Raw genomic sequence first — 18,486 nt, forward strand, 5'->3', positions numbered from 1 at the left:
GGCTCGGGCGCGATCCTCGCGGGGGTGACCCCGCGAGCGAGCGGATCGCAGGGGTGGCCGTGTCCTGAGCGGGAGCGGACCACCCCGTCCTCGCCTGCTCCGGACTCCGGCGCGGTCAGTGCGGGAGGGACGGGGCCGCGGGGCGGCTGGAGGCCAGTGCGTGGGCGCCGAGGGTCGCGGCGACGCCGACCGCGACGCCGATCGCGGTCTCGAGGGCGCGGTCGCGCAGCAGCACGAACTCGTCGGTGTGGTGCGCGAGCTCGACCATCAGGATCGCGAGCGGGGTGATCAGCGCCAGGGTCAGGCCGTAGTTGCGGCCCACGACGAGTTCGGCGAGCATCTGCAGCAGCACGACCACGACGATCGTCGCGAGCGGGGACAGCGGCAGGGCGAGCAGGGCGGCGGCGAGGACGACGCCGATCACGGTGCCGAGCATCCGGTGGCCCGCGCGGACGAGGCGGGCGGTGGCGTCGGCGCCCGAGACGGCGGCGACGGCCGAGACCATCGCCCAGTAGGGGTGCCCGAGGCCGGTCGCGGTGGGGATCGCGCCGGCGATCAGCACGACGGCGCCGAAGCGGAGCATGCCCGCGCGGGTCGCGGAGCGGGTGGCGGCGGCGCGGAAGGAGGGCCGCCACGGGGTGGCGGGCAGCAGGCGGGCGCGGGGAGCGGCGAGTCCGCTCACGCCGACGAGCAGCGAGAAGGCGGCGGACGCGGCGGCGAGGGCGAACGCCTCCGGGAGGCGCGACACCTCGACGGGCACCGAAGCGCAGGCGGTGACGGCGAACACCGGGAACAGCGGGCCCGGCGGGTGCCAGTGCAGGGCGTCGCTGAGGTAGGCGGCGCCGACGGTCGCGGCGGTGACGACGGGGATGATCAGCCAGTCGCGCTGCGGCGAGAGCGCGACAGCCGTGCCGATCGTCACCATCGCGACGAGGTAGGCGGCGGCCGAGGCCTGCATCAGCAGGCGCGGGCGGTGGGTGTGCTGGCGGCCGTAGAGCACGGTGAAGGCGCCGAAGGTCGCGTAGAGCGCGAGGTCGGTCCGGCCGAAGACCCAGAGGACGAGCAGCGGCACGGCCATCGACACTCCCGCGCGCAGGGCGACGCGGTGCGCTCCGGCGTGCGGGCCGAAGGCGACGAGCTCGCGCGGGTGGGGCAGCGCGCTGCGGAGGGAGGGGCTGGCGGGCATCGGAGTCCTCGGGTCGGGGGTGGATCCGAGCGGCAGCGGCCGGAGAGGTCGTTCACGGGTGAACCGGATATAGTTTACCCGTGAATCATCCCGTGTCGAGCCCCTCGCCCGAGACCGCCGCCGCTCCCGCAGTTCCCGACGCCGTCGACGAGATCCGCGCGGGCTGGCGGGCGCTGCGGCCCGAGCTGGACACCTCGGCGGTCGACATCGCCGGCCGGCTGATCCGCGCCTCCGCCCTGCTCGTGCGGGCGACGGAGGAGCGGCTCGCCGCGTTCGAGCTGACCCGCGGCGAGTTCGACGTGCTGACGACGCTCCGCCGCCGTGCCGTGCCGCAGTCGCCGACGACTCTGCGGACGATCGGGCTCGCCTCCGCGCCGGCCATCACGAAGCGGCTGCACGCCCTCGAGGGTCGCGCGCTGCTCGTGCGGACCGCCAACCCGGCCGACGGTCGCGGCGCCCTGATCGCCCTGACCGCGGCGGGGGTCGCGCTCGTCGACGCCGCGTTCCCGGAGGTGCTCGCCGTCGAGCGGGAGCTGCTCGCGGGAGTGCCGGACGCGCTCCGCGACGACGCGGCGCGGGGCCTCCGGGCGGTGCTCGCGAGCATGGAGACGGCACCGGAGCGGTGACCGGCGTCGGGAGCCGCGGCTACCGTGGACGCATGCGCCTGACGTCCAGCTTCACCGTGGACAGGCGGCCGCCCGTGCTGCAGCTGGTCAAGACCGCGGCGGCGACCGTCGTCACCTGGATCGTCGCCGCCCTGATCTTCCCGGGCACCCTGCCGGTCTTCGGCGCCATCGCCGCGCTGCTCGTGGTCGCGCCGAGTGTGAACCAGTCGTTCTCGAAGGCGCTCGAGCGCAGCGTCGGCGTGATCATCGGGGTCGTCGTCGGCTCGCTGATCGGGACGCTCTTCGGTGACGACAGCGGCATCGTCCTCGGCGCGATCGTCGCCGCGATCGCCGTGGGCTGGGCGGTGCGGCTGACGCCCGCCTCGGCCGTGCAGATCCCGATCAGCGCGATGCTCGTGCTCTCGGTCGGCGCGGTGACGCCGAACTACGCCGTCGACCGCATCCTCGAGACGCTGATCGGCGCGGCCGTCGGGATCGTCGTCAACGCCCTGATCGTGCCGCCGGTGACGCTCGCGCCGGCCGAGCGGGCCGTCGGCGATCTCACGGCGCAGCTCGCCGCGGGCCTGGACGACCTGGGGGAGGTGCTGCAGACGCCGGTCGGGCGCGAGCGGCTGAGCGAGCTGCTGATCAACGCGCGGCTGCTGCAGACGATGCAGCTGAAGGCGGAGGAGGCGATCGCGACCGGCGAGGAGTCGCTGCGGCTGAACCCGCGGCGGTCCGCGCACCGCGACCGGCTCCTCGCGCTGGACTCCGTCACCCCGCGGCTCGCCCGCATCGTCACCCGGGTGCGCGGGATGACCCGCACCGTGCACGATCTCTACGACCAGGACCTGGTGGGGGAGCCGACGATCGCGGACATCGCCGTGCAGCTGCACCGGGCGGCGCACGACCTGCGGCTGCTCGTGCAGTCGTCGGTCGCGGTGCCGGAGCCGGAGCCGATCACCGACGAGCTGCCGGCGCTCACCGCCCCGCTCGTGATCGTGACCCCGCATCCGGAGCACTGGATCCTGATGGGGGCGCTCGCCGAGGACCTGCGGCGGATCCGCGCGGAGATCGTGGGCGAGGAGTCCTGAGCCGCGGGGTGTCCTGAGCGGCGGGGTGTCGTGGGCGCTCGCCGTCAGTGCGCGGCGGCGGGGCTGTCGAGGAGACCGGGGCCGGAGTCGCCGTCTCCCGCGTCCGTGTCGGACTCCTGGAGCGCGGCCGGGTCGGTCGCCTCGGCGTGCTGGGTCTTGCCCTCGGCGATCAGCGAGTCGTCGTCGGTGAGGATGCCCGCCAGCTCGGTCACCCGGCCGCGCAGGGCGCCGATCGGGTCGGCGATCGGCGCGTCCTCCTCCGAGTGGTCGACCTCGTCGTCGGGGAAGCGGCGCAGCTCGGCCTCGCCGCGGTCGGGCTGCGGCGCGCGGGCGTGCTCGACGCAGAGCCGGGCCACCTCCTCCGCGTGCGCGTGCATCACCGAGTGCGAGGCCTCGGGGATCTCCCACGCGCGGGCGTGCGGGATCGACTCCGCGACCTCCTCCGCCCACTCGCGCGGCACCAGGCGGTCGTGCTCGCCGCGGATGACCAGCGTGGAGGCGCGGATGCTCGGCAGCACGTCCTCGATCCGGTACTGCATCATCTCGGGGAGCACCCGCGAGAACCAGCGCGGGCCGCAGAGCAGATAGGCCGCGGCGGCGAGGATCGCGACCTGCGCCGGCTCGCGGACGCTCGACTGGAGGAAGCGCCAGGCCGCGATCGGGATGCCGCGCTCGTGCCGGTTCATCACCGGGCCGAGCAGCACGATCGTGGTGAGCTCGGGGCGGCGCGCGGCGAGCTCGGCGACGACCTGCGTGCCCATCGAGTGGCCGAGGACGACCGGGTCGTCGAGCCCGAGCTCGTCGATGACGGCGCCGACCAGCTCGGCGTAGTCGGCGATGGTCATGTGCCGGGCGTTCGGCGGGTGCGGGACGCCGCCGAAGCCGGGGAGGTCGAGCGCGTGCACGGGGCCGAACTCGTTGAGCGCGGGGGCGAGGCGCTCGAAGTAGGTGGCGGCCACTCCGATGCCCGGGACGAGGACGAAGGTGCGCTCGCCGGTGTGCCCGACCGTGTTGACCCGGGCGTAGACGTCGCCCCGGCGGACCCGGAGGACGGAGACGTCGGTGTTCTTGTAGCGGCGGCGCGGGTCGCGGCGGCGGGAGCGCGTGGTCGCGAAGACGTCGCGCAGACCGTGGCGGACGCTCGCGGCGAGAGCGCGCAGGGGGCGGCCGGGGTAGGGCACGGGCGCCTCCTCGGGTCGTCGGGCGTCGGATCGCGTCGGATCGCAGGTCGGAACGGGTCGAGGAGAGCCTAGGCGCTGGCCGATCCGCTCAGATCAGCATGTCCTCGGAGCGGTGGAGGATCAGCCGGGCGGGCCCGAGGTGGAGGACGCCGTTGCCGAGGGGAGCGCAGCGGACGCCGCCGCGCCGCCGCATCGCCTTGAACGCGCCGGGAGCGAGCGAGACGTCCATCCACGCGCAGGGGTTGGCGGGCCGGCCGCCCTGGAACTCGATCCGCTCGCCGCCCTGCTCGAGGGCGAAGGTGCGGCCGGCGAGGGAGTCGATGTCGGCGCCGCGCACGATGATGTTGCGGCGGGTGTCGGCCGGGTCGAACGGCGCGGTGCCGAGCTCGGCGGCGACGTGCTCGAGCGACTCGATCGCGAAGAGGGTGACCGCCGCCGGCCGGTGCGCGCGCTGGGCGAAGTAGCGGTCGCCGACGATGCCCAGGCCCGCGCGGATCTCGATCCGCCCGGGCTGCTCGTTGCCCTCCGAGGGGATCGGACCGTCGGCGGGCCGCCCCTCGAACCGGTGCAGCGGCGAGACGACGAAGCGCACGAGCTCGATCGCGGCGGCCTCCATGCCCGCCACGCTACGCGATTCGCGGAGGCGCCCCGCGGCATGTATAGTCGTACCTCGTTGCGTGCGCCCCCCAAGGCCTCGCGATGGACTGCGCCCGTAGCTCAACGGATAGAGCATCTGACTACGGATCAGAAGGTTGGGGGTTCGAATCCCTCCGGGCGCACTCTGGTTGAGACAGAACAGGACGGCCCGCTTCGGCGGGCCGTTGCTGGTTGAGTGCCCGGCGAAGCGACTCCAGCGCCGTCCCGCCGCTCCTGCGACAGCTCGCGACTGAGCTCCTCCGCGGCGCGGGCCCAGGGAACGTTCTCGGCCTCCTCGGCCATCGCGGCGTCGAAGGCCTGCGCGTCCTCCACGCTCTCGAGGGCGTCCCTCATCCGCTCGTACTGCTCGAGGCTGATCACGACGGCCACGGCATGACCGTGGTGCTCGAGGACGACCGCCTCGGTGCGCGATCGGTCGATCAGATCGGAGAAGCGGGCGCGCGCATCGGCGACGGTGACGGTCGACATGCTCCGACGGTACGTCCGTCGGCCTGCCTCGAGCCGGCGTGCGCGTGCTGCTTCGTCGGGCGTCGGGCGCCACGGACGGCGCCGACGGTTGCGGTCGCGCGCCCGAGCCTTCATACTCAAAACCGTACGATGCAAGGTTTTGGCCGCGAGGGCCACGGCATCGACGCTCGATGAGGAGAGGGAACGACGATGACGACGTCCAGCGGATCCGCGGCGGGGATGCCTTCGGGCATGACCACGTCGACGGCCACAGTGCGGAACCAGAGCTGGTTCCCCGAACCCACGGAGCCCGCGAAGAAGGGCTACGTCTTCTGGCTGCTCGCCGCGCAGCTGATCTTCTTCATCGCGCTGCTCGGGCCGGCGATCGTCGGCATCGGCCTCAAGATCGAGTCGCTCGTCGAGGCGGGCGAGATCGCGCGGAACGGCGCGACCGGCGCAGCCGCGGTGCTCGGCGGATTCGGCGCCCTCTTCGCGACCATCGCCAACGTCGTCTTCGGCCGGCTCTCCGACCGCTCGACGAATCGCTTCGGCCGCCGCCGCGTCTGGATCGTCTCGGGCACGGTCATCATGACCGTCGCCTTCGCGATCATGGCGGTCGCCCCGAGCCTGCTCGTCGCGACCGTCGGCTGGTCGCTCGCCCAGCTCGGCGCGAACATGACGCTCGCGCCCTTCATCGCCACCCTCGCCGACCAGGTGCCGAAGTTCCAGCGCGGCAAGATCACCGCCGCGCTCGGGATCGCGCAGAACGTGGGCATCCTCGGCGGCACCTACGTCGCCCAGGCCTTCGCGGGCCAGCTCGTCATCATGTTCGTGGCGCCGTCGATCCTGGCGATCATCGCCATGGTGGTCTTCGCCGTCGTGCTGCCCGACAAGCGGCTGCCCCAGGCACCGCCGCGGGCCACCCTCCGCGACTGGGCCGAGACCTTCTGGGTCAGCCCGGCGAAGAACCCCGACTACGCGCTGGCGTGGTGGTCGCGCTTCCTGATCACCTTCGCGAGCTTCGGCTTCACCACCTTCCGCTTCTTCTACCTCCTCAACCACATCGGGGTCGAGGCGGAGAGCATCCCCGCCGTCATCAGCACCAGCGTGCTGATCTACACGGTGGCGCTGATCGCGGCGAGCTACTTCGCCGGCTGGCTGTCCGACCGGATCGGGCGCCGCAAGGTGTTCGTCTGGAGCTCGACCGCGCTGTTCGCGATCGGCACCTTCGCGCTGATCTTCGTGCAGGACGTCGGCACCTTCTACGTGCTCGAGGCGATCCTCGGCCTCGCCTACGGCATCTACGTGGGCGTCGACCTCGCGCTCGTCGTCGACGTGCTGCCCAACCCGGACGACTCCGGCAAGGACCTCGGCGTCTTCAACATCGCCAACGCCCTGCCGCAGACGCTCGCCCCGCTGGTCGGCGGCATCCTCGTCTACGTGAGCGACCCCACCGGCAACAACTACGGCCTCTGGTTCACGGTCTGCGCGGTGGCGGCGGTCGTCGGCGCGCTGGTCATCTTCCCCATCAAGAAAGTCCGGTAGGCCAGGCTGGTCCTGAGACCGCCGACGACCTCGTCCCACCAAGGAAAGCGAAAACGATCATGACTCTGCCCCTGGCGTCCATCCAGCTCTACACGCTGGCGAAGGAATTCACGGAGGACCCGAACGGGTCGCTCGACAAGCTCGCGGCGATCGGCCTGAAGAACGTCGAGGCGTTCGACTTCGTCCGCCGCCCCGCCGAGATCCGAGCCGCGCTCGACGCGAGCGGCCTCGCCTCGCCGACCGGCCACGCGCCCCTGCTCTCGGACGAGCTGTGGACGCCGGACGGCTCCATCCCCACGCCCGCCCCCGAGGTCGTCTTCGAGGCGGCCGCGCAGATCGGCATCCAGACCGTCATCGACCCGTTCGTGTCGGCCGAGCGCTGGCTGACCGAGGACGGCGTCGCCGACATCGCCGACCGCCTGAACAAGGCCGCCGAGGTCGCCGCGACCTTCGGGCTGAAGGTCGGCTACCACAACCACGCGCAGGAGTTCATCGCCTCCTTCGACGGGCAGACCGCGTACGAGCGCTTCGTCGCGAGCACCGACGAGCGCGTCGAGATCGAGCTGGACCTGTTCTGGGCGCTCACCGGCGGCCAGGACGGCGCCGCGCTCGTCTCGAAGCTGGGCTCGCGCCTCGTCGCGGTGCACGTCAAGGACGGCATCGCGCCGGCCGAGAACCCGTTCGCCCCGGGCGCCGCCGCGTTCGGCTCCGACACCCTCGACCAGCGCCGCCCCGGCGAGGGCGACGTGCCGCTCGTCGAGGCGCTGAAGGCCGGCGAGGGCGCGATCAAGTACGCCGTCATCGAGTACGACAACGCCCCCGGCGACGTCTTCGCCGACATCCAGGCGAGCTACGACTTCCTCGTGAAGGGCGGCTACGCGGCATGAGCGGTCCCATCGGAATCGGCCCCGTCGGAATCGGCGTCATCGGCGTCGGCGTCATCAGCGACACCTACCTCGAGAACCTGAAGTCCTTCCCGGACGTCGAGGTCCTCATCGTCGGCGACCTCCTGCTCGACCGGGCGAAGAGCCAGGCCGAGAAGCACGGCGTGCCCGCCTGGGGCTCTGCCGAGGACGTCCTCGCGCACGACGGCGTGCAGGTCGTCGTCAACCTGACGATCCCGGCCGCGCACGTCGAGGTCTCGGCCGCCGCGATCGCCGCGGGCAAGCACGTCTGGAGCGAGAAGCCGCTGGGCCTGGACCGCGCGGGCTCCGCGCAGCTGCTGCAGGACGCCGCCGCCAAGGGGCTGCGCGTCGGCTCCGCGCCGGACACGCTGCTCGGCCCGGGCTTCCAGTCCGCCAAGCGCGCGATCGCGGAGGGCGTCATCGGCGAGCCGATGTTCGCGTCCACCGTGTTCCAGACGGTCGGGCCGGACCTCTGGCACCCGAGCCCCGCGTTCCTCTTCGCGCAGGGTGCGGGACCGCTGCTGGACATGGGTCCGTACTACTTCTCCGGACTCGTCAGCCTCTTCGGGCCGGTCGAGCGGGTCGCGGCCCTCGGGCGCAAGAAGCTCGAGGAGCGGGTCATCCGCTCGGGTCCGGACGCCGGCACGACCTTCCCCGTCGAGGTGCCCACCTCGCTGCAGGTGCTCACCTCGTTCGCGGGCGGCGCGCAGGCGTCGAGCCTGCTGAGCTTCGACTCGGCGCTCGAGCGCCACGGCGTCTTCGAGATCCACGGCACGGAGGGGTCGATCGTGATCCCCGACCCGAACCAGTTCGAGGGGCGCACCGCCTACGTGACGGCCCGCACCTCGATCGCCGACGGCCAGTGGGGCGAGCAGGAGTGGACCGAGATCGAGCAGAAGGGCACGGTCGTCGGCCGCGGCCTCGGCCTGCTCGACATGGTCCGCGCGATCGCAAAGGACCGCCCGCACGTCGCCACCGGCGAGCTCGGCTTCCACGTGCTCGACGTGATGCTCTCGGCGCAGGAGTCGGCCGAGAGCGGCGAGTTCGTCGCGGTCGACAGCACGCTGTCGGCGTCGGTGCCGGCCGTGCCGGTCGACTTCGACCCGTTCGCGCAGACGCTCTGAGGCGCTGAGCGCACGCCGTGGCCCCCGTTCTCCGCACCCGGAGGGCGGGGGCTTCGGCGTTCGCGGGGGTGTCACGCGCGAGTGCCTGCTGATCGAGGGGCCCGCTGAGCGGGCGCATCGACATCCGCCGGTGAAGCACCCCGCTCCTCTAACGCTGCGCGCGGTTCCGGCTGCAGAACATCGGCTGCAAGCACCTCTCATCTGCGATGGGCGATGAGAGCGGTTCTGGGCTGATGTTGTGCGTTGCTGCTGATCGAGTAGCGGCCGGAGGGCGCGTATCGAGATCCATCGGCGCCCGAACTGGGAGCCTTCAGACTTGTGCCACTGGGGACGGTGGGTCTCGATACGCCGCTTCGCGGCTACTCGACCAGCATGCAGGGGCCGCTTCGCGGCTGGGCGGCCGGGGCGGCGGGGTCGCGTCAGGCGGGCGGGGGCGAGAGTTCGCGGCGGAGGCGGGCGAGGGTGTCGCGGAGGCGGGTCTTGACGGTGCCGACCGGCAGCTCGAGCAGGGCCGCGATCTCGGAGTGGCTGAGACCGCGGACGTAGGCGAGGAAGAGCAGGTCGCGGTGCTTCGGCGCGAGGCGGCGGATCTCGGCCGCGGCCCGGGCGAACTCGCCGCGGATCTCGCCGCGCGTCTCCGCCTCGTCGATCTCGCGGAGGTAGCTGTGGATCGCGTAGCGGTGGTCGCGCTCGCGCGAGGACTGCGCGGCGCGGACCCGGTCGATGGCGCGGCGGCGGGCGATGACGGAGACGAGAAGCTGCTGCTCCTCGATCGGCGTCTCGCGGCCGGCGGAGCGCCAGAACTCGAAGTAGGTCTCCTGCGCGACCTCCTCGGCCTGCGCGCGATCGTGCAGGATGCCGAGGGTGATCGAGCGGACCCGGCGGATCGTCCGGTCGTAGACGGCGGAGAACGCCGCGTGGTCGCCCTCGGGCAGTCCGGGGACGAGGTCGTCGATCGACGACCGGTCGTGCTCGCTCATCGCGCGCCCGTTCGGCGAGGCGTCAACCGAGCCGTGCCTCGGGGAGCCCGCCGAGCTCGGCCGCGAGCCGCTCGAAGGCGGCGACGGCTTCCTCGTTGCCGATCCGGCCGGCATCGACGCCGTCCGCGATGCGGAGGATCTCGAGCTTCCGGCCGGCGCGGGCTGCCGCGTCCAGGCCGGCCGTGCTGATGGCTGCGGTGGCCTGGACCCGCGCCACGATCGTGCGCACCTGCCATCGACGGCTGTTGAACGACATCCTCTGACCTCCTCGATCGATCCCGTCGTTCATTCGGAGCCGAGGCCCTGTCCGATGGGTGTCGGAGAGGAGGGAGTTCAGGGCAGCTGGTCCTCGAGGTGGAAGACCTCGGTCAGCTGGAGGAATCCGGTGTCCGGAGCGCCGTCGAGCTCGACGAAGAACTCGGCCATCTCGGCCTGCCAGCGGGCGTTGACCTCGGTCGCGGCCATCCCGGCGCGCGCGGCCTCGAGCGAGGGCGTCTCGAAGTAGCCGATCAGCAGGCCGTCGGGGCGGAGGAAGAGGGAGTAGTTGTGCCAGCCGGTCGCGGCGAGGGCGGCGGCCATGTCGGGCCAGATCGCCGCGTGGCGGCGGGTGTACTCGGGGATGAGCTCGGGCTTCACCTGGAGCTGGAAGCAGACGCGCTGCATGGGGTGGGGCCTTTCGGTGGGGGGATCTCGATACGCGCCCTGCGGGCGCTACTCGATCAGCATGGCGCGGGTGCCGCTCGATTCACATGGCGGAGGGTGATGCACGATCGGCGTGACTCCATGCTGGTCGAGCAGCCGCGGAGCGGCGTATCGAGACCCACCGTCTCATGGACGATGGATCTCGATACGCGCGCGTCGGGCGCTCTTCGATCAGCATGCCGCGATCAGCACGGCTGCGGAGCGGATCAGAAGTCGAACTCGGCGATGTTGTCCGCGGTGAAGGTGAACGGGTCGCCGAGGAGGACGGTGCCGTCCGCGTCGACCGTGAACGAGCCCAGGTCGCCGGCCTCGAAGGTGTCGCCCTCGGCGCCGGTGATGTCGCCGTCGATCAGGGCCTTCGAGGCGTAGGCGGCGAGGTAGCCGAGGTCTCCCGGGTTCCACAGCGCGAACGCGGTGACGGTGCCGTCCTCGACGAACTCGCGCATCTGGTTCGGCGTGCCGAGACCGGTCAGCGCGACCTTGCCCTTGAAGTCCGAGGTGGACAGGTAGCGGGCGGCGGCGGCGATGCCGACCGTGGTGGGCGAGATGATGCCCTTGAGGTCGGGGTGGGTCTGCAGCAGCGCCGCGGTCTTGTCGAACGAGGTCTGGTCGTCGTCGTCGCCGTAGACGGTGTCGACGAGCGTCACGTCCGGGTGGTTCGCGGTGAGCTCCTGCTCCATCAGCTCGATCCAGGCGTTCTGGTTCGTCGCGTTGGCGGAGGCGGAGAGGATCGCGACCTCGCCGCTGTCGCCGATCTGCTCGGTGATGAGGTCGACCTGTGCCTTGGCGATGCCCTCGGCGGTGGCCTGGTTGATGTAGAGGTCGCGGCAGTCGGCGTTGGTGTCGGAGTCGAAGGTGACGACCTTGGTGCCGTTGTCGCGCGCCTCGTTCAGCGCGTCGCAGATGGCCTTGGGGTCGTTCGCCGAGACGACGATCGCTCCGGCGCCCTGCTGGGTGAGGGTGTTGATGTAGGAGACCTGCGCGTCGGGGGAGGCCTCGGCGGGGCCGACCTCGGCGTAGGTGCCGCCGAACTCCTCGATGGCCTTCTCGCCGCCGGCGTCGGAGGTGTCGAAGTAGGCGTTGCCGAGGTTCTTCGGGAGGAAGGTGATCGAGTAGTCGCCGGAGCCTTCCGCGCCGCCGCCGTCCGAGCCGGAGCCGGCGTCGTCGGAGGCGGAGCAGCCGGTCGCGACGAGCGCGACCGAGACGGCCAGGGCGGTGAGGGTGCCGAAGCGGCGCCCACGGGAGGAGAACATCATCGTCTGCCTTTCGTCGAGGTGCTGTGGGGTGGTGCGGGGAGGGAGCGGGTGCTGTGCCGGTGATGCGGGATCAGGGGCGTCTCCTGCCCGAGCGCCGCAGTCGCGGCAGCCAGGCCAGGAGGCTGGTGGACACCACCGAGAGCACGAGCAGCACTCCGGTGATGATGTTGATGACGTCGGAGGTGACGTTGGCCAGGCGCAGCGCCGAGGCGATCACGCCGATCAGGATCACGCCGGCGATCACGCCGTGCAGCGCGCCGCGGCCGCCGAAGATCGAGACGCCGCCGAGCAGGACCGCGGCGATCACCTGCAGCTCGAGGCCGGTCGCGTTGTCGCCGCGGGCGGAGCCGTAGCGCAGCGTGTAGTAGATGCCGGCGAGCGCGGAGACGGCGCCCGAGACCACGAACAGGATGAACTTGGTGCGGTTCACGTTCACGCCCGAGAAGATCGCCGCCTCGTCGTTCAGGCCGATGGCGAAGACGCCGCGGCCGAAGCGGGTGGAGTGCAGCACCACGGCGAAGACGATCGCCAGGATCGCGAACGGCAGCACCACCAGCGGCACCGGACCGAACAGCTTCGCCTTCGCGAGGTCGGTCCAGAACTCGGGGAAGTCGGTGACGGCGGTGGTGCCGAGCAGCCCGACCGCGAGCCCGCGGTAGAGCGCGAGCGTGCCGATGGTGACGGCGAGCGAGGGCAGCCCCACCACGGTGACGAGGAAGCCGTTCAGCGCGCCGCCCACGGCGCCGGCCACGATCGCGATCAGCGCCGCGACCTCGAACGGCACTCCGGCCTGGTGCAGCGTGCCGGTGAGCACGCTCGCCAGGCCCACGGTGGAGGCGACCGAGAGGTCGATCTCGCCGGTGATGATGATCAGCGTCATCGGCAGGGCGATCAGCAGCGTCGGCGCGATGTCGAGGAAGAGGTAGGTGATGGTGATCGGCTTGTCGAAGCTCTTCACCGAGGCGGAGGCGACGACGATCACGAGGATCAGCAGCACGACGATGGCCGTCTCGCGGCTGAAGAGGATCCGCTGCCAGGCCGGCCGGGCGTAGTCGCGGTAGTCGCGCGCGGTGCGCACGGCGGTGGTGTCGGTGACGAGGCTCATCAGGAGTCGTCCCTCTCTTCGAGGAGCTTGCGGGACTGGCGGAGGGAGAGCACGCGGTCGAGCACGATCGCGCCGATGATCAGCACGCCGACCACGGCCCGCTGCCAGAAGTCCGGCACGCCGAGGATGGGCAGGGCGCGGTTGATGGTGAGCAGCAGCACGGCGCCGATCGCGGCGCCCCAGACCGTGCCGGAGCCGCCGAAGATCGCGACGCCGCCGATCACCGCGGCGCCGACCGCGTCGAGCTCGTAGCCGGAGCCGGCCTGCGAGTTGACGGTGCCGTAGCGCGCGGCGTAGAGCACGCCGGCCAGCCCGGTCAGCGCGCCCGAGACCACGAAGGCGACCAGGATGCGGCGCGTGACGGGCAGGCCGTAGAGCCGCGCCGCATCCGGGTCGGAGCCGATCGCGTAGAACTCGCGGCCTGCGCGCTGGTTGCGCAGGTACCAGCCCGCGGCGATCAGCACGACGAGGGCGATGATCGTGAGGTACGGGATGGTGAGGAACTGCCCGGTGCCGAGCGCCAGGAAGTCCTTCGGCATGTCGGACGCGTTGATCCGGTCGCTGCCGGTCCACGCCACGTTGATGCCGCGGTAGGCGTAGAGCGTGCCGAGGGTGATCACCAGCGCCGGCACCTTCGCGAACGCGACGAGTGCGCCGTTGATCAGGCCGAGCAGTCCGCCGAAGACGATGCCCGCGACGAAGACCGCGAGGATCGGGATGCCCGGCACGTCCAGGAACAGCCGGCCGGTGAGGTAGGCGGTCAGGCCCAGGATCGAGCCGACCGAGAGGTCGACCGAGCGGGTGATGATGACGATCGCCTGGCCGACGGCGATCAGGATCAGGATCGACGGGGTCAGCAGCAGGTCGCGCCAGCCGTCGGGGGAGAAGAGGAAGGTCGGGTTCTTCGCGGTCGTCGCGATCACGACGAGGACGAGCGCGAGCAGGATGCCCGTCTCGCGCGCCCGGATGAACGCGCCGAAGCCGGAGGAGAAGGTGCCGGGCTTCGCGGCGGGCACGCGCTTCTGCGCCGGTGCCTGGGCGGTGCTCATGCGGCGGCCCCCCGGGTCGCGGCGAGCATCACGGTCTCGCTGGTGGCGTCCGCGCGGTCGAGCTCGGCGGTGATCCGCCCCTCGCGCATCACCAGGACGCGGTCGGCCATGCCGAGCACCTCCGGCAGCTCCGACGAGATCATCAGGATCCCCATCCCCTCTCCGGCGAGCTGCGAGAGCAGCCGGTGCACTTCGGACTTGGTGCCCACGTCGATGCCGCGGGTCGGCTCGTCGATGATCAGGACCTTCGGGTCGGTGGCGAGCCACTTGCCGAGGACGACCTTCTGCTGGTTGCCGCCCGAGAGCGTGCCGGCGACGGTGTCGAGCGCGTCGGTCTTCACCTCGAGGCGCGCCGCCCACTCGCGGGCCGCGCTGTTCTCGGCCCGGCCGGTGATCAGGCCGCCCTTCGAGAGCGACTTCTGGATCGCCGTCGTGATGTTGCGCGAGACGGAGGAGTCGAGCACGAGGCCCTGCTTGCGGCGGTCCTCCGGCACGAGTGCGATGCCGGCGCGCATCGCGGCCGACGGTCTGCCCGGCGGGATGCGGCCGCCGGCGAGGGTGACCGAGCCGGAGTCGTAGGGGTCGACGCCGAAGACGGCGCGGGCCACCTCGCTGCGACCGGCGCCGACGAGGCCGGCCAGGCCGACGATCTCGCCCGCGCGGACGGTGAAGGAGATGTCGTGGAAGACGCCGGCGGAGGTGAGGCCGGAGACCTCGAGCAGGACGTCGGTGATCTCGGTCTTCTGCTTGGGGAAGAGCTCGGTGATGTCGCGCCCGACCATCTCGCGCACGATGCCGTCGACGGTCGCGTCGGCGGTGGCGGTGGTGGAGATGTAGGCGCCGTCGCGCATGACCGTGATCGTGTCGCAGAGCGAGAAGACCTCGTCGAAGCGGTGCGAGATGAAGACCAGCGCGCGGCCCTCGTCGCGGAGCGACCGGGCGACGGTGAAGAGGCGCTCGACCTCGACGCCGGAGAGCGCGGCGGTCGGCTCGTCCATCACGAGCACCGTCGCGTCGAGCGAGATGGCCTTCGCGATCTCGATGATCTGCTGGTCGGCGATCGAGAGGCCCTCCGCGGGGCGGTCGGGATCGATCCGCACGCCGAGGCGCTCGAAGAGGCCGACGACCTCGGTGCGCATGGCCCTGCGGTCGATCCGGCCGAAGCGGCCGCGCGGCTGGCGGCCCATGAAGATGTTCTCGGTGACGCTGAGATCCGGGAAGAGCGTGGGCTCCTGGTAGATCACCGCGATGCCGGCGGCCTTGGACTGCGCGGTCGAGGAGAAGTCGACCGGTGCGCCGTCGAGGAGGAACTCGCCCGCGTCGCGCTGGTGCACGCCGGCGATGATCTTGACCAGCGTCGACTTGCCCGCGCCGTTCTCGCCGACCAGGGCGTGGATCGATCCGCGGTGCACCGCGAGGGTGCCGGAGCGCAGCGCGATCACCGCGCCGAACGCCTTGACCACGCGGGCGAGCTCGAGTGCGGGTGGCGGATCTGCTGCCACGGGTGGTACCTCCTCATCGAGGGGAATCGCGTCCGGCGGCCTCTTCGGATGAAGAGCACCTGAATCGATTCATCCAGCTTCATCGCTACTATAGGGACGTCGAGCGGGAGCGGTCAACGCGAGAGGCGGCTCGGCGTGATGTCGGAGGCGATGTGGCTCGAGTGAGCATCCGCGACGTGGCTCTGCGGGCCGGCGTCTCGGTGGGCACGGTCTCCAACGTGCTCAACCGGCCGGACGAGGTGTCGGACGACTCGCTCGCGCGCGTCAACGCCGCGGTCGAGTCGCTGGGCTACATCCGCAACGACGCGGCGCGGAAGCTGCGCAACGGCGTCAGCTCGACGGTGGGCTTCGTGGTGCTCGACGGGCAGAACCCGTTCTTCAACGACGTCGTGCGCGGCGCGGAGGACGAGGCCTCCCGCCACCAGATCGCCGTGCTCTACGGCAACACCGACGAGGACCCGTCGCGCGAGCGGCAGTACCTCGACCTCTTCGAGGAGCAGCAGGTGCGCGGCGTGCTGATCGCGCCCTACGGCGACATCTCGCAGCGGCTGGAGAAGCTGCGCGGCCGCGGCGTGCCCGTCGTGCTGGTCGACCGCTTCAGCGGCGACGGCCGCTACAGCTCGGTCTCGGTCGACAGCGTGGCCGGCGGGCGGATGGCGGCCGAGCACCTGATCGCGACCGGCCGGCGCCGGCTCGGCTTCGTCGGCGGGCCGTTCGAGATCCGCCAGGTGACGGACCGACTGGCCGGCGCGCGCGTGGCGGTGGAGAACAGCGGGATCGCGGTGGACCTCGAGGTCGTCGCGACCTCGGCGCTGACCGTCGCGCAGGGCGTCGCCGCGGGCGCGCGCATCCTGGCCCGGCCCCGCCGCGACCGGCCCGACGCGCTCTTCGCCGCGAACGACCTGGTCGCCCTCGGGCTGCTGCAGGCGCTCGCCGTGGACGGGCGGATGCTCGTGCCCGAGGAGATCGCGCTGATCGGCTTCGACGACATCTCCTTCGCGGCCGCCGCCGCCGTGCCGCTCTCCTCGATGCGGCAGCCGAGCTCGGTGATCGGGCGCACGGCGCTGCGCGTGCTGCTGGAGGAGGCGGCGGATCCGGAGCTGATCCCGCGGCAGACGGTGTTCCTGCCGGAGCTGGTCGAGCGCGCGTCGACGCGGCCGCGGCGCTGAGAGCTGAGGCGCTCGGGGCGGGCGTCTGGGCGGAGCCTGTGCGAGTTCTCAGTGTCCACTCCATCGGGTCGTCGCTGTCGGCGGTCGCGCCTACGGTCGAGCACGAGCACGACGGCGTGCGGAACTCCCTCTCGAGACCCGCTCCGACCGGAAGGCACGCCATGACCACCACGCTCGACCGCCCCGCCACCACTCCCACCGCCCGCCGGCGCGCGCTGCCCGGCTCCTCGGCCGGACTGCTGGTGCTCCGCCTCGCACTCGGAGCCGTCTTCCTCGCGCACGGCTGGCAGAAGATCGCCGTCGACGGCCTCGCGGCCACGACCGAGGGCTTCGGAGCGATGGGGATCCCGTTCGCGGCCGTCCTCGCCCCGGTCGCCGCCTTCACCGAGCTGCTCGGCGGTGCGGCGATCATCGTCGGGCTGCTGACCAGGATCGCCGCCGCCGGCCTCGCGATCACCGCGGTCGTCGCGCTCGTCGTCGTGCACCTGCCGGGCGGCTTCTTCGCGGCCACCGGGGGCATCGAGTTCGTCCTCGTCCTGGCCGCGGGCGCGGTGGCGCTCGCGCTCACCGGAGCGGGTCGGCTCTCGGTCGACGCGCTGCTGCGCCGCCGCCGCTGAGACCGCCGCCGAGCGCCGCGAGTCTCCACCGATCCCGTGAGAGGTGCCCCGACAGGGACTCTCTCACGGGATCGGCGCCGCCTACCGTGGCGGTCATGGATCACCGAACCGCGCCCGTGCTGCCGCTCGACGAGAGCGAGCGCGCCGAACCGCGCACGATGCCCTGGCTCGCGCTCGCCCTGCTCGCCGCGATGGGGTTCCTGCTGGTCGCCGCCGAGACGATGCCGGCGGGGCTGCTGCCGGTGATCGCCGACGGGATGGGCACGAGCGAGGGGGTCGTCGGCCAGTTCATCAGCGTCTGGGCGCTCGGGACCGTGCTCGTCACCGTCCCGGCGATCAGCCTGACCCGCGGCGTCCGGCGCAAGCCGCTGCTGCTCGCGGCCGTCGCCGGCCTGATCGTCGCCAACACCGTCACGGCGCTCTCCGGCGACGTCGTCGTCTCGCTCGTCTCGCGGTTCGTCGCCGGGGCGTTCACCGGGATCGTCTGGGGGATGCTCGCCGCCTACGGCCGCCGGATCAGTCCGCCCCGCCGCGCCGGTCTGGCGCTGTCGATCGTCTCGGTCGGCGCGCCCGTCGGCTTCGCGCTCGGCACGCCGCTCGGGGCGTGGCTCGGCACGGCGCTCGACTGGCGCTGGTCGTTCGGCGGCCTGAGCCTCCTCGCGCTGATCACCCTCGTGCTGATCGCGCTCGTCGTGCCCGACGCTCCCGGCCAGCCGCGCACCGCCGAGGGGAGCCTCCCGCTGGCGCGCGTGCTCGCGATGCCGGGCGTGGCGATCGTGTGCCTGACGATCGTCGTCTGGATGCTCGCGCACAACACGATCTACACCTACATCGCGCCGTTCCTGCGCGAGGGCGGCTCCGGACTGCGGCCGGACCTCGTGCTCCTCGTCTACGGCGTGTCCTCGATCGTCGGGGTCGCGATCACCGCCGCGGTCATCGACCGCTTCCCGCGGGCGCTGCTGCACTCGAGCATCGCCGCGTTCGTCGTCGCCGGGCTGATCCTGCTCGTCGGTGGGGGCGAGCCCGCCGCAGTCCTGCTGGCGAGCGTGCTCTGGGGCATCGGCTTCGGCGGCGCCTCCGCCCAGCTGCAGTCGGCGCTCACCCGCTCGGGCCGCGAGAACTCCGACGTCGCGAACTCGTTCCTCCCCGTCGCGTTCAACCTCGCGATCTTCGCCGCGGGGATCGTCGGCGCGGTCCTGCTCGAGAGCCTCCCCGCCGTGGTCCTCGCCGGCCTGATGGCGGCGCTCGGCGCGGTCGCCCTCGCGATCACGCTGGTCGGCCGCCGCACCGCGTTCACCGTCGACCACCTCGACGCGCGCTGAGGCGTCCGGCGGTGGCCTCCGCTCAGGATGCGTGGACGCC

At 72.1% G+C, this 18,486-nt stretch carries 19 protein-coding genes and 1 tRNA gene; 9 read left to right on the forward strand and 11 right to left on the reverse strand.

What is annotated here, in order from left to right:
• Positions 1 to 115: 115 nt before the first annotated feature.
• Positions 116 to 1,186, reverse strand: a complete 1,071-nt coding sequence (locus tag GSU72_RS03095; RefSeq protein ID WP_159983634.1) for an FUSC family protein — start codon at positions 1,184 to 1,186, stop codon at positions 116 to 118.
• Between the two features lie 80 nt (positions 1,187 to 1,266).
• On the opposite strand from GSU72_RS03095, the gene GSU72_RS03100 reads away from it, so the two are divergent.
• Positions 1,267 to 1,812, forward strand: coding sequence for a MarR family transcriptional regulator (locus GSU72_RS03100; RefSeq protein ID WP_159983636.1), 546 nt, complete (start codon positions 1,267 to 1,269; stop codon positions 1,810 to 1,812).
• 32 nt (positions 1,813 to 1,844) lie between these two features.
• Positions 1,845 to 2,885: an FUSC family protein gene (locus GSU72_RS03105; RefSeq protein WP_159983638.1), complete on the forward strand. Its 1,041-nt coding sequence runs from the start codon at positions 1,845 to 1,847 to the stop codon at positions 2,883 to 2,885.
• Between the two features lie 44 nt (positions 2,886 to 2,929).
• Here the strand turns inward: GSU72_RS03105 and GSU72_RS03110 are convergent, their stop codons facing one another.
• Together GSU72_RS03110 and GSU72_RS03115 are read right to left on the reverse strand one after the other, a co-directional pair.
• Entirely contained in the window at positions 2,930 to 4,066 is a 1,137-nt protein-coding gene (locus GSU72_RS03110) for an alpha/beta fold hydrolase (RefSeq protein ID WP_244255947.1), read from the reverse strand.
• Positions 4,067 to 4,154: 88 nt separating this feature from the next.
• The gene (locus tag GSU72_RS03115) at positions 4,155 to 4,682 is read right to left on the reverse strand and encodes an MOSC domain-containing protein (RefSeq protein WP_159983640.1); all 528 of its coding nucleotides are present in this window, start codon (positions 4,680 to 4,682) and stop codon (positions 4,155 to 4,157) included.
• Positions 4,683 to 4,772: 90 nt separating this feature from the next.
• On the opposite strand from GSU72_RS03115, the gene GSU72_RS03120 reads away from it, so the two are divergent.
• Positions 4,773 to 4,845: transfer RNA gene (locus tag GSU72_RS03120), tRNA-Arg, on the forward strand.
• Here GSU72_RS03120 and GSU72_RS03125 read toward each other — a convergent pair.
• Positions 4,811 to 5,191 (reverse strand): type II toxin-antitoxin system Phd/YefM family antitoxin, encoded by a 381-nt coding sequence (locus GSU72_RS03125; protein ID WP_159983642.1) that lies wholly within the window; start codon positions 5,189 to 5,191, stop codon positions 4,811 to 4,813. The two genes, GSU72_RS03120 and GSU72_RS03125, sit on opposite strands and share 35 nt — an antisense overlap.
• 231 nt (positions 5,192 to 5,422) lie before the next feature.
• On the opposite strand from GSU72_RS03125, the gene GSU72_RS03130 reads away from it, so the two are divergent.
• The 3 genes from GSU72_RS03130 to GSU72_RS03140 are packed head-to-tail and all read left to right on the forward strand — an operon-like array spanning position 5,423 to position 8,744.
• Positions 5,423 to 6,715 carry an MFS transporter gene (locus GSU72_RS03130; protein ID WP_244255948.1) on the forward strand — a complete coding sequence of 431 codons (1,293 nt, stop codon included), beginning with the start codon at positions 5,423 to 5,425 and terminating at the stop codon, positions 6,713 to 6,715.
• A 59-nt stretch (positions 6,716 to 6,774) separates the two neighbouring features.
• Positions 6,775 to 7,602, forward strand: a complete 828-nt coding sequence (locus tag GSU72_RS03135; RefSeq protein WP_159983644.1) for a sugar phosphate isomerase/epimerase — start codon at positions 6,775 to 6,777, stop codon at positions 7,600 to 7,602.
• Positions 7,599 to 8,744, forward strand: coding sequence for a Gfo/Idh/MocA family oxidoreductase (locus GSU72_RS03140; protein ID WP_159983646.1), 1,146 nt, complete (start codon positions 7,599 to 7,601; stop codon positions 8,742 to 8,744). Before GSU72_RS03135 ends, GSU72_RS03140 begins: the two co-directional genes overlap by 4 nt.
• Before the next feature lie 419 nt (positions 8,745 to 9,163).
• On the opposite strand, the gene GSU72_RS03145 is transcribed toward GSU72_RS03140, so the two are convergent.
• From GSU72_RS03145 to GSU72_RS03175, 7 genes are all read right to left on the reverse strand, one after another.
• Positions 9,164 to 9,724, reverse strand: a complete 561-nt coding sequence (locus GSU72_RS03145; protein ID WP_159983648.1) for a sigma-70 family RNA polymerase sigma factor — start codon at positions 9,722 to 9,724, stop codon at positions 9,164 to 9,166.
• Positions 9,725 to 9,746: 22 nt separating this feature from the next.
• Positions 9,747 to 9,980, reverse strand: a complete 234-nt coding sequence (locus GSU72_RS03150; RefSeq protein ID WP_159983650.1) for a hypothetical protein — start codon at positions 9,978 to 9,980, stop codon at positions 9,747 to 9,749.
• Positions 9,981 to 10,057: 77 nt separating this feature from the next.
• Entirely contained in the window at positions 10,058 to 10,387 is a 330-nt protein-coding gene (locus GSU72_RS03155) for an L-rhamnose mutarotase (RefSeq protein WP_159983652.1), read from the reverse strand.
• Between the two features lie 245 nt (positions 10,388 to 10,632).
• Positions 10,633 to 11,682, reverse strand: a complete 1,050-nt coding sequence (gene rhaS, locus GSU72_RS03160) for a rhamnose ABC transporter substrate-binding protein (RefSeq protein WP_159983654.1) — start codon at positions 11,680 to 11,682, stop codon at positions 10,633 to 10,635.
• A 70-nt stretch (positions 11,683 to 11,752) separates the two neighbouring features.
• Entirely contained in the window at positions 11,753 to 12,787 is a 1,035-nt protein-coding gene (locus tag GSU72_RS03165) for an ABC transporter permease (RefSeq protein WP_159983656.1), read from the reverse strand.
• Positions 12,787 to 13,836, reverse strand: coding sequence for an ABC transporter permease (locus GSU72_RS03170; protein WP_159983658.1), 1,050 nt, complete (start codon positions 13,834 to 13,836; stop codon positions 12,787 to 12,789). Before GSU72_RS03170 ends, GSU72_RS03165 begins: the two co-directional genes overlap by 1 nt.
• Entirely contained in the window at positions 13,833 to 15,338 is a 1,506-nt protein-coding gene (locus tag GSU72_RS03175; RefSeq protein WP_208545137.1) for a sugar ABC transporter ATP-binding protein, read from the reverse strand. The genes GSU72_RS03170 and GSU72_RS03175 overlap by 4 nt, the downstream gene beginning before the upstream one ends.
• 176 nt (positions 15,339 to 15,514) lie before the next feature.
• Here GSU72_RS03175 and GSU72_RS03180 point away from each other — a divergent pair, with 176 nt between their 5' ends.
• From GSU72_RS03180 to GSU72_RS03190, 3 genes are all read left to right on the forward strand, one after another.
• Positions 15,515 to 16,507: a LacI family DNA-binding transcriptional regulator gene (locus GSU72_RS03180; protein ID WP_348272799.1), complete on the forward strand. Its 993-nt coding sequence runs from the start codon at positions 15,515 to 15,517 to the stop codon at positions 16,505 to 16,507.
• A gap of 161 nt (positions 16,508 to 16,668) precedes the next feature.
• Positions 16,669 to 17,124 (forward strand): DoxX family protein, encoded by a 456-nt coding sequence (locus tag GSU72_RS03185; protein ID WP_159983662.1) that lies wholly within the window; start codon positions 16,669 to 16,671, stop codon positions 17,122 to 17,124.
• 95 nt (positions 17,125 to 17,219) lie between these two features.
• Positions 17,220 to 18,446 (forward strand): MFS transporter, encoded by a 1,227-nt coding sequence (locus tag GSU72_RS03190; RefSeq protein WP_159983664.1) that lies wholly within the window; start codon positions 17,220 to 17,222, stop codon positions 18,444 to 18,446.
• The last annotated feature ends 40 nt before the right edge of the window (positions 18,447 to 18,486 follow it).

The organism is Rathayibacter sp. VKM Ac-2760, assembly GCF_009834185.1.
In the GTDB taxonomy this organism is placed as follows: domain Bacteria; phylum Actinomycetota; class Actinomycetes; order Actinomycetales; family Microbacteriaceae; genus Rathayibacter.

Excerpts from the sequence above, each read along its gene's own strand:
- GSU72_RS03130 (WP_244255948.1), top strand. The coding sequence starts at position 5,423 with ATGACCACGTCGACGGCCACAGTGCGGAACCAGAGCTGGTTCCCCGAA.
- GSU72_RS03170 (WP_159983658.1), bottom strand. The coding sequence starts at position 13,836 with ATGAGCACCGCCCAGGCACCGGCGCAGAAGCGCGTGCCCGCCGCGAAG.
- GSU72_RS03095 (WP_159983634.1), bottom strand. The coding sequence starts at position 1,186 with ATGCCCGCCAGCCCCTCCCTCCGCAGCGCGCTGCCCCACCCGCGCGAG.
- GSU72_RS03115 (WP_159983640.1), bottom strand. The coding sequence starts at position 4,682 with ATGGAGGCCGCCGCGATCGAGCTCGTGCGCTTCGTCGTCTCGCCGCTG.
- GSU72_RS03190 (WP_159983664.1), top strand. The coding sequence starts at position 17,220 with ATGGATCACCGAACCGCGCCCGTGCTGCCGCTCGACGAGAGCGAGCGC.
- GSU72_RS03135 (WP_159983644.1), top strand. The coding sequence starts at position 6,775 with ATGACTCTGCCCCTGGCGTCCATCCAGCTCTACACGCTGGCGAAGGAA.
- GSU72_RS03150 (WP_159983650.1), bottom strand. The coding sequence starts at position 9,980 with ATGTCGTTCAACAGCCGTCGATGGCAGGTGCGCACGATCGTGGCGCGG.
- GSU72_RS03140 (WP_159983646.1), top strand. The coding sequence starts at position 7,599 with ATGAGCGGTCCCATCGGAATCGGCCCCGTCGGAATCGGCGTCATCGGC.
- GSU72_RS03185 (WP_159983662.1), top strand. The coding sequence starts at position 16,669 with ATGACCACCACGCTCGACCGCCCCGCCACCACTCCCACCGCCCGCCGG.
- GSU72_RS03165 (WP_159983656.1), bottom strand. The coding sequence starts at position 12,787 with ATGAGCCTCGTCACCGACACCACCGCCGTGCGCACCGCGCGCGACTAC.
- GSU72_RS03155 (WP_159983652.1), bottom strand. The coding sequence starts at position 10,387 with ATGCAGCGCGTCTGCTTCCAGCTCCAGGTGAAGCCCGAGCTCATCCCC.
- GSU72_RS03145 (WP_159983648.1), bottom strand. The coding sequence starts at position 9,724 with ATGAGCGAGCACGACCGGTCGTCGATCGACGACCTCGTCCCCGGACTG.
- GSU72_RS03125 (WP_159983642.1), bottom strand. The coding sequence starts at position 5,191 with ATGTCGACCGTCACCGTCGCCGATGCGCGCGCCCGCTTCTCCGATCTG.
- GSU72_RS03105 (WP_159983638.1), top strand. The coding sequence starts at position 1,845 with ATGCGCCTGACGTCCAGCTTCACCGTGGACAGGCGGCCGCCCGTGCTG.
- rhaS (WP_159983654.1), bottom strand. The coding sequence starts at position 11,682 with ATGATGTTCTCCTCCCGTGGGCGCCGCTTCGGCACCCTCACCGCCCTG.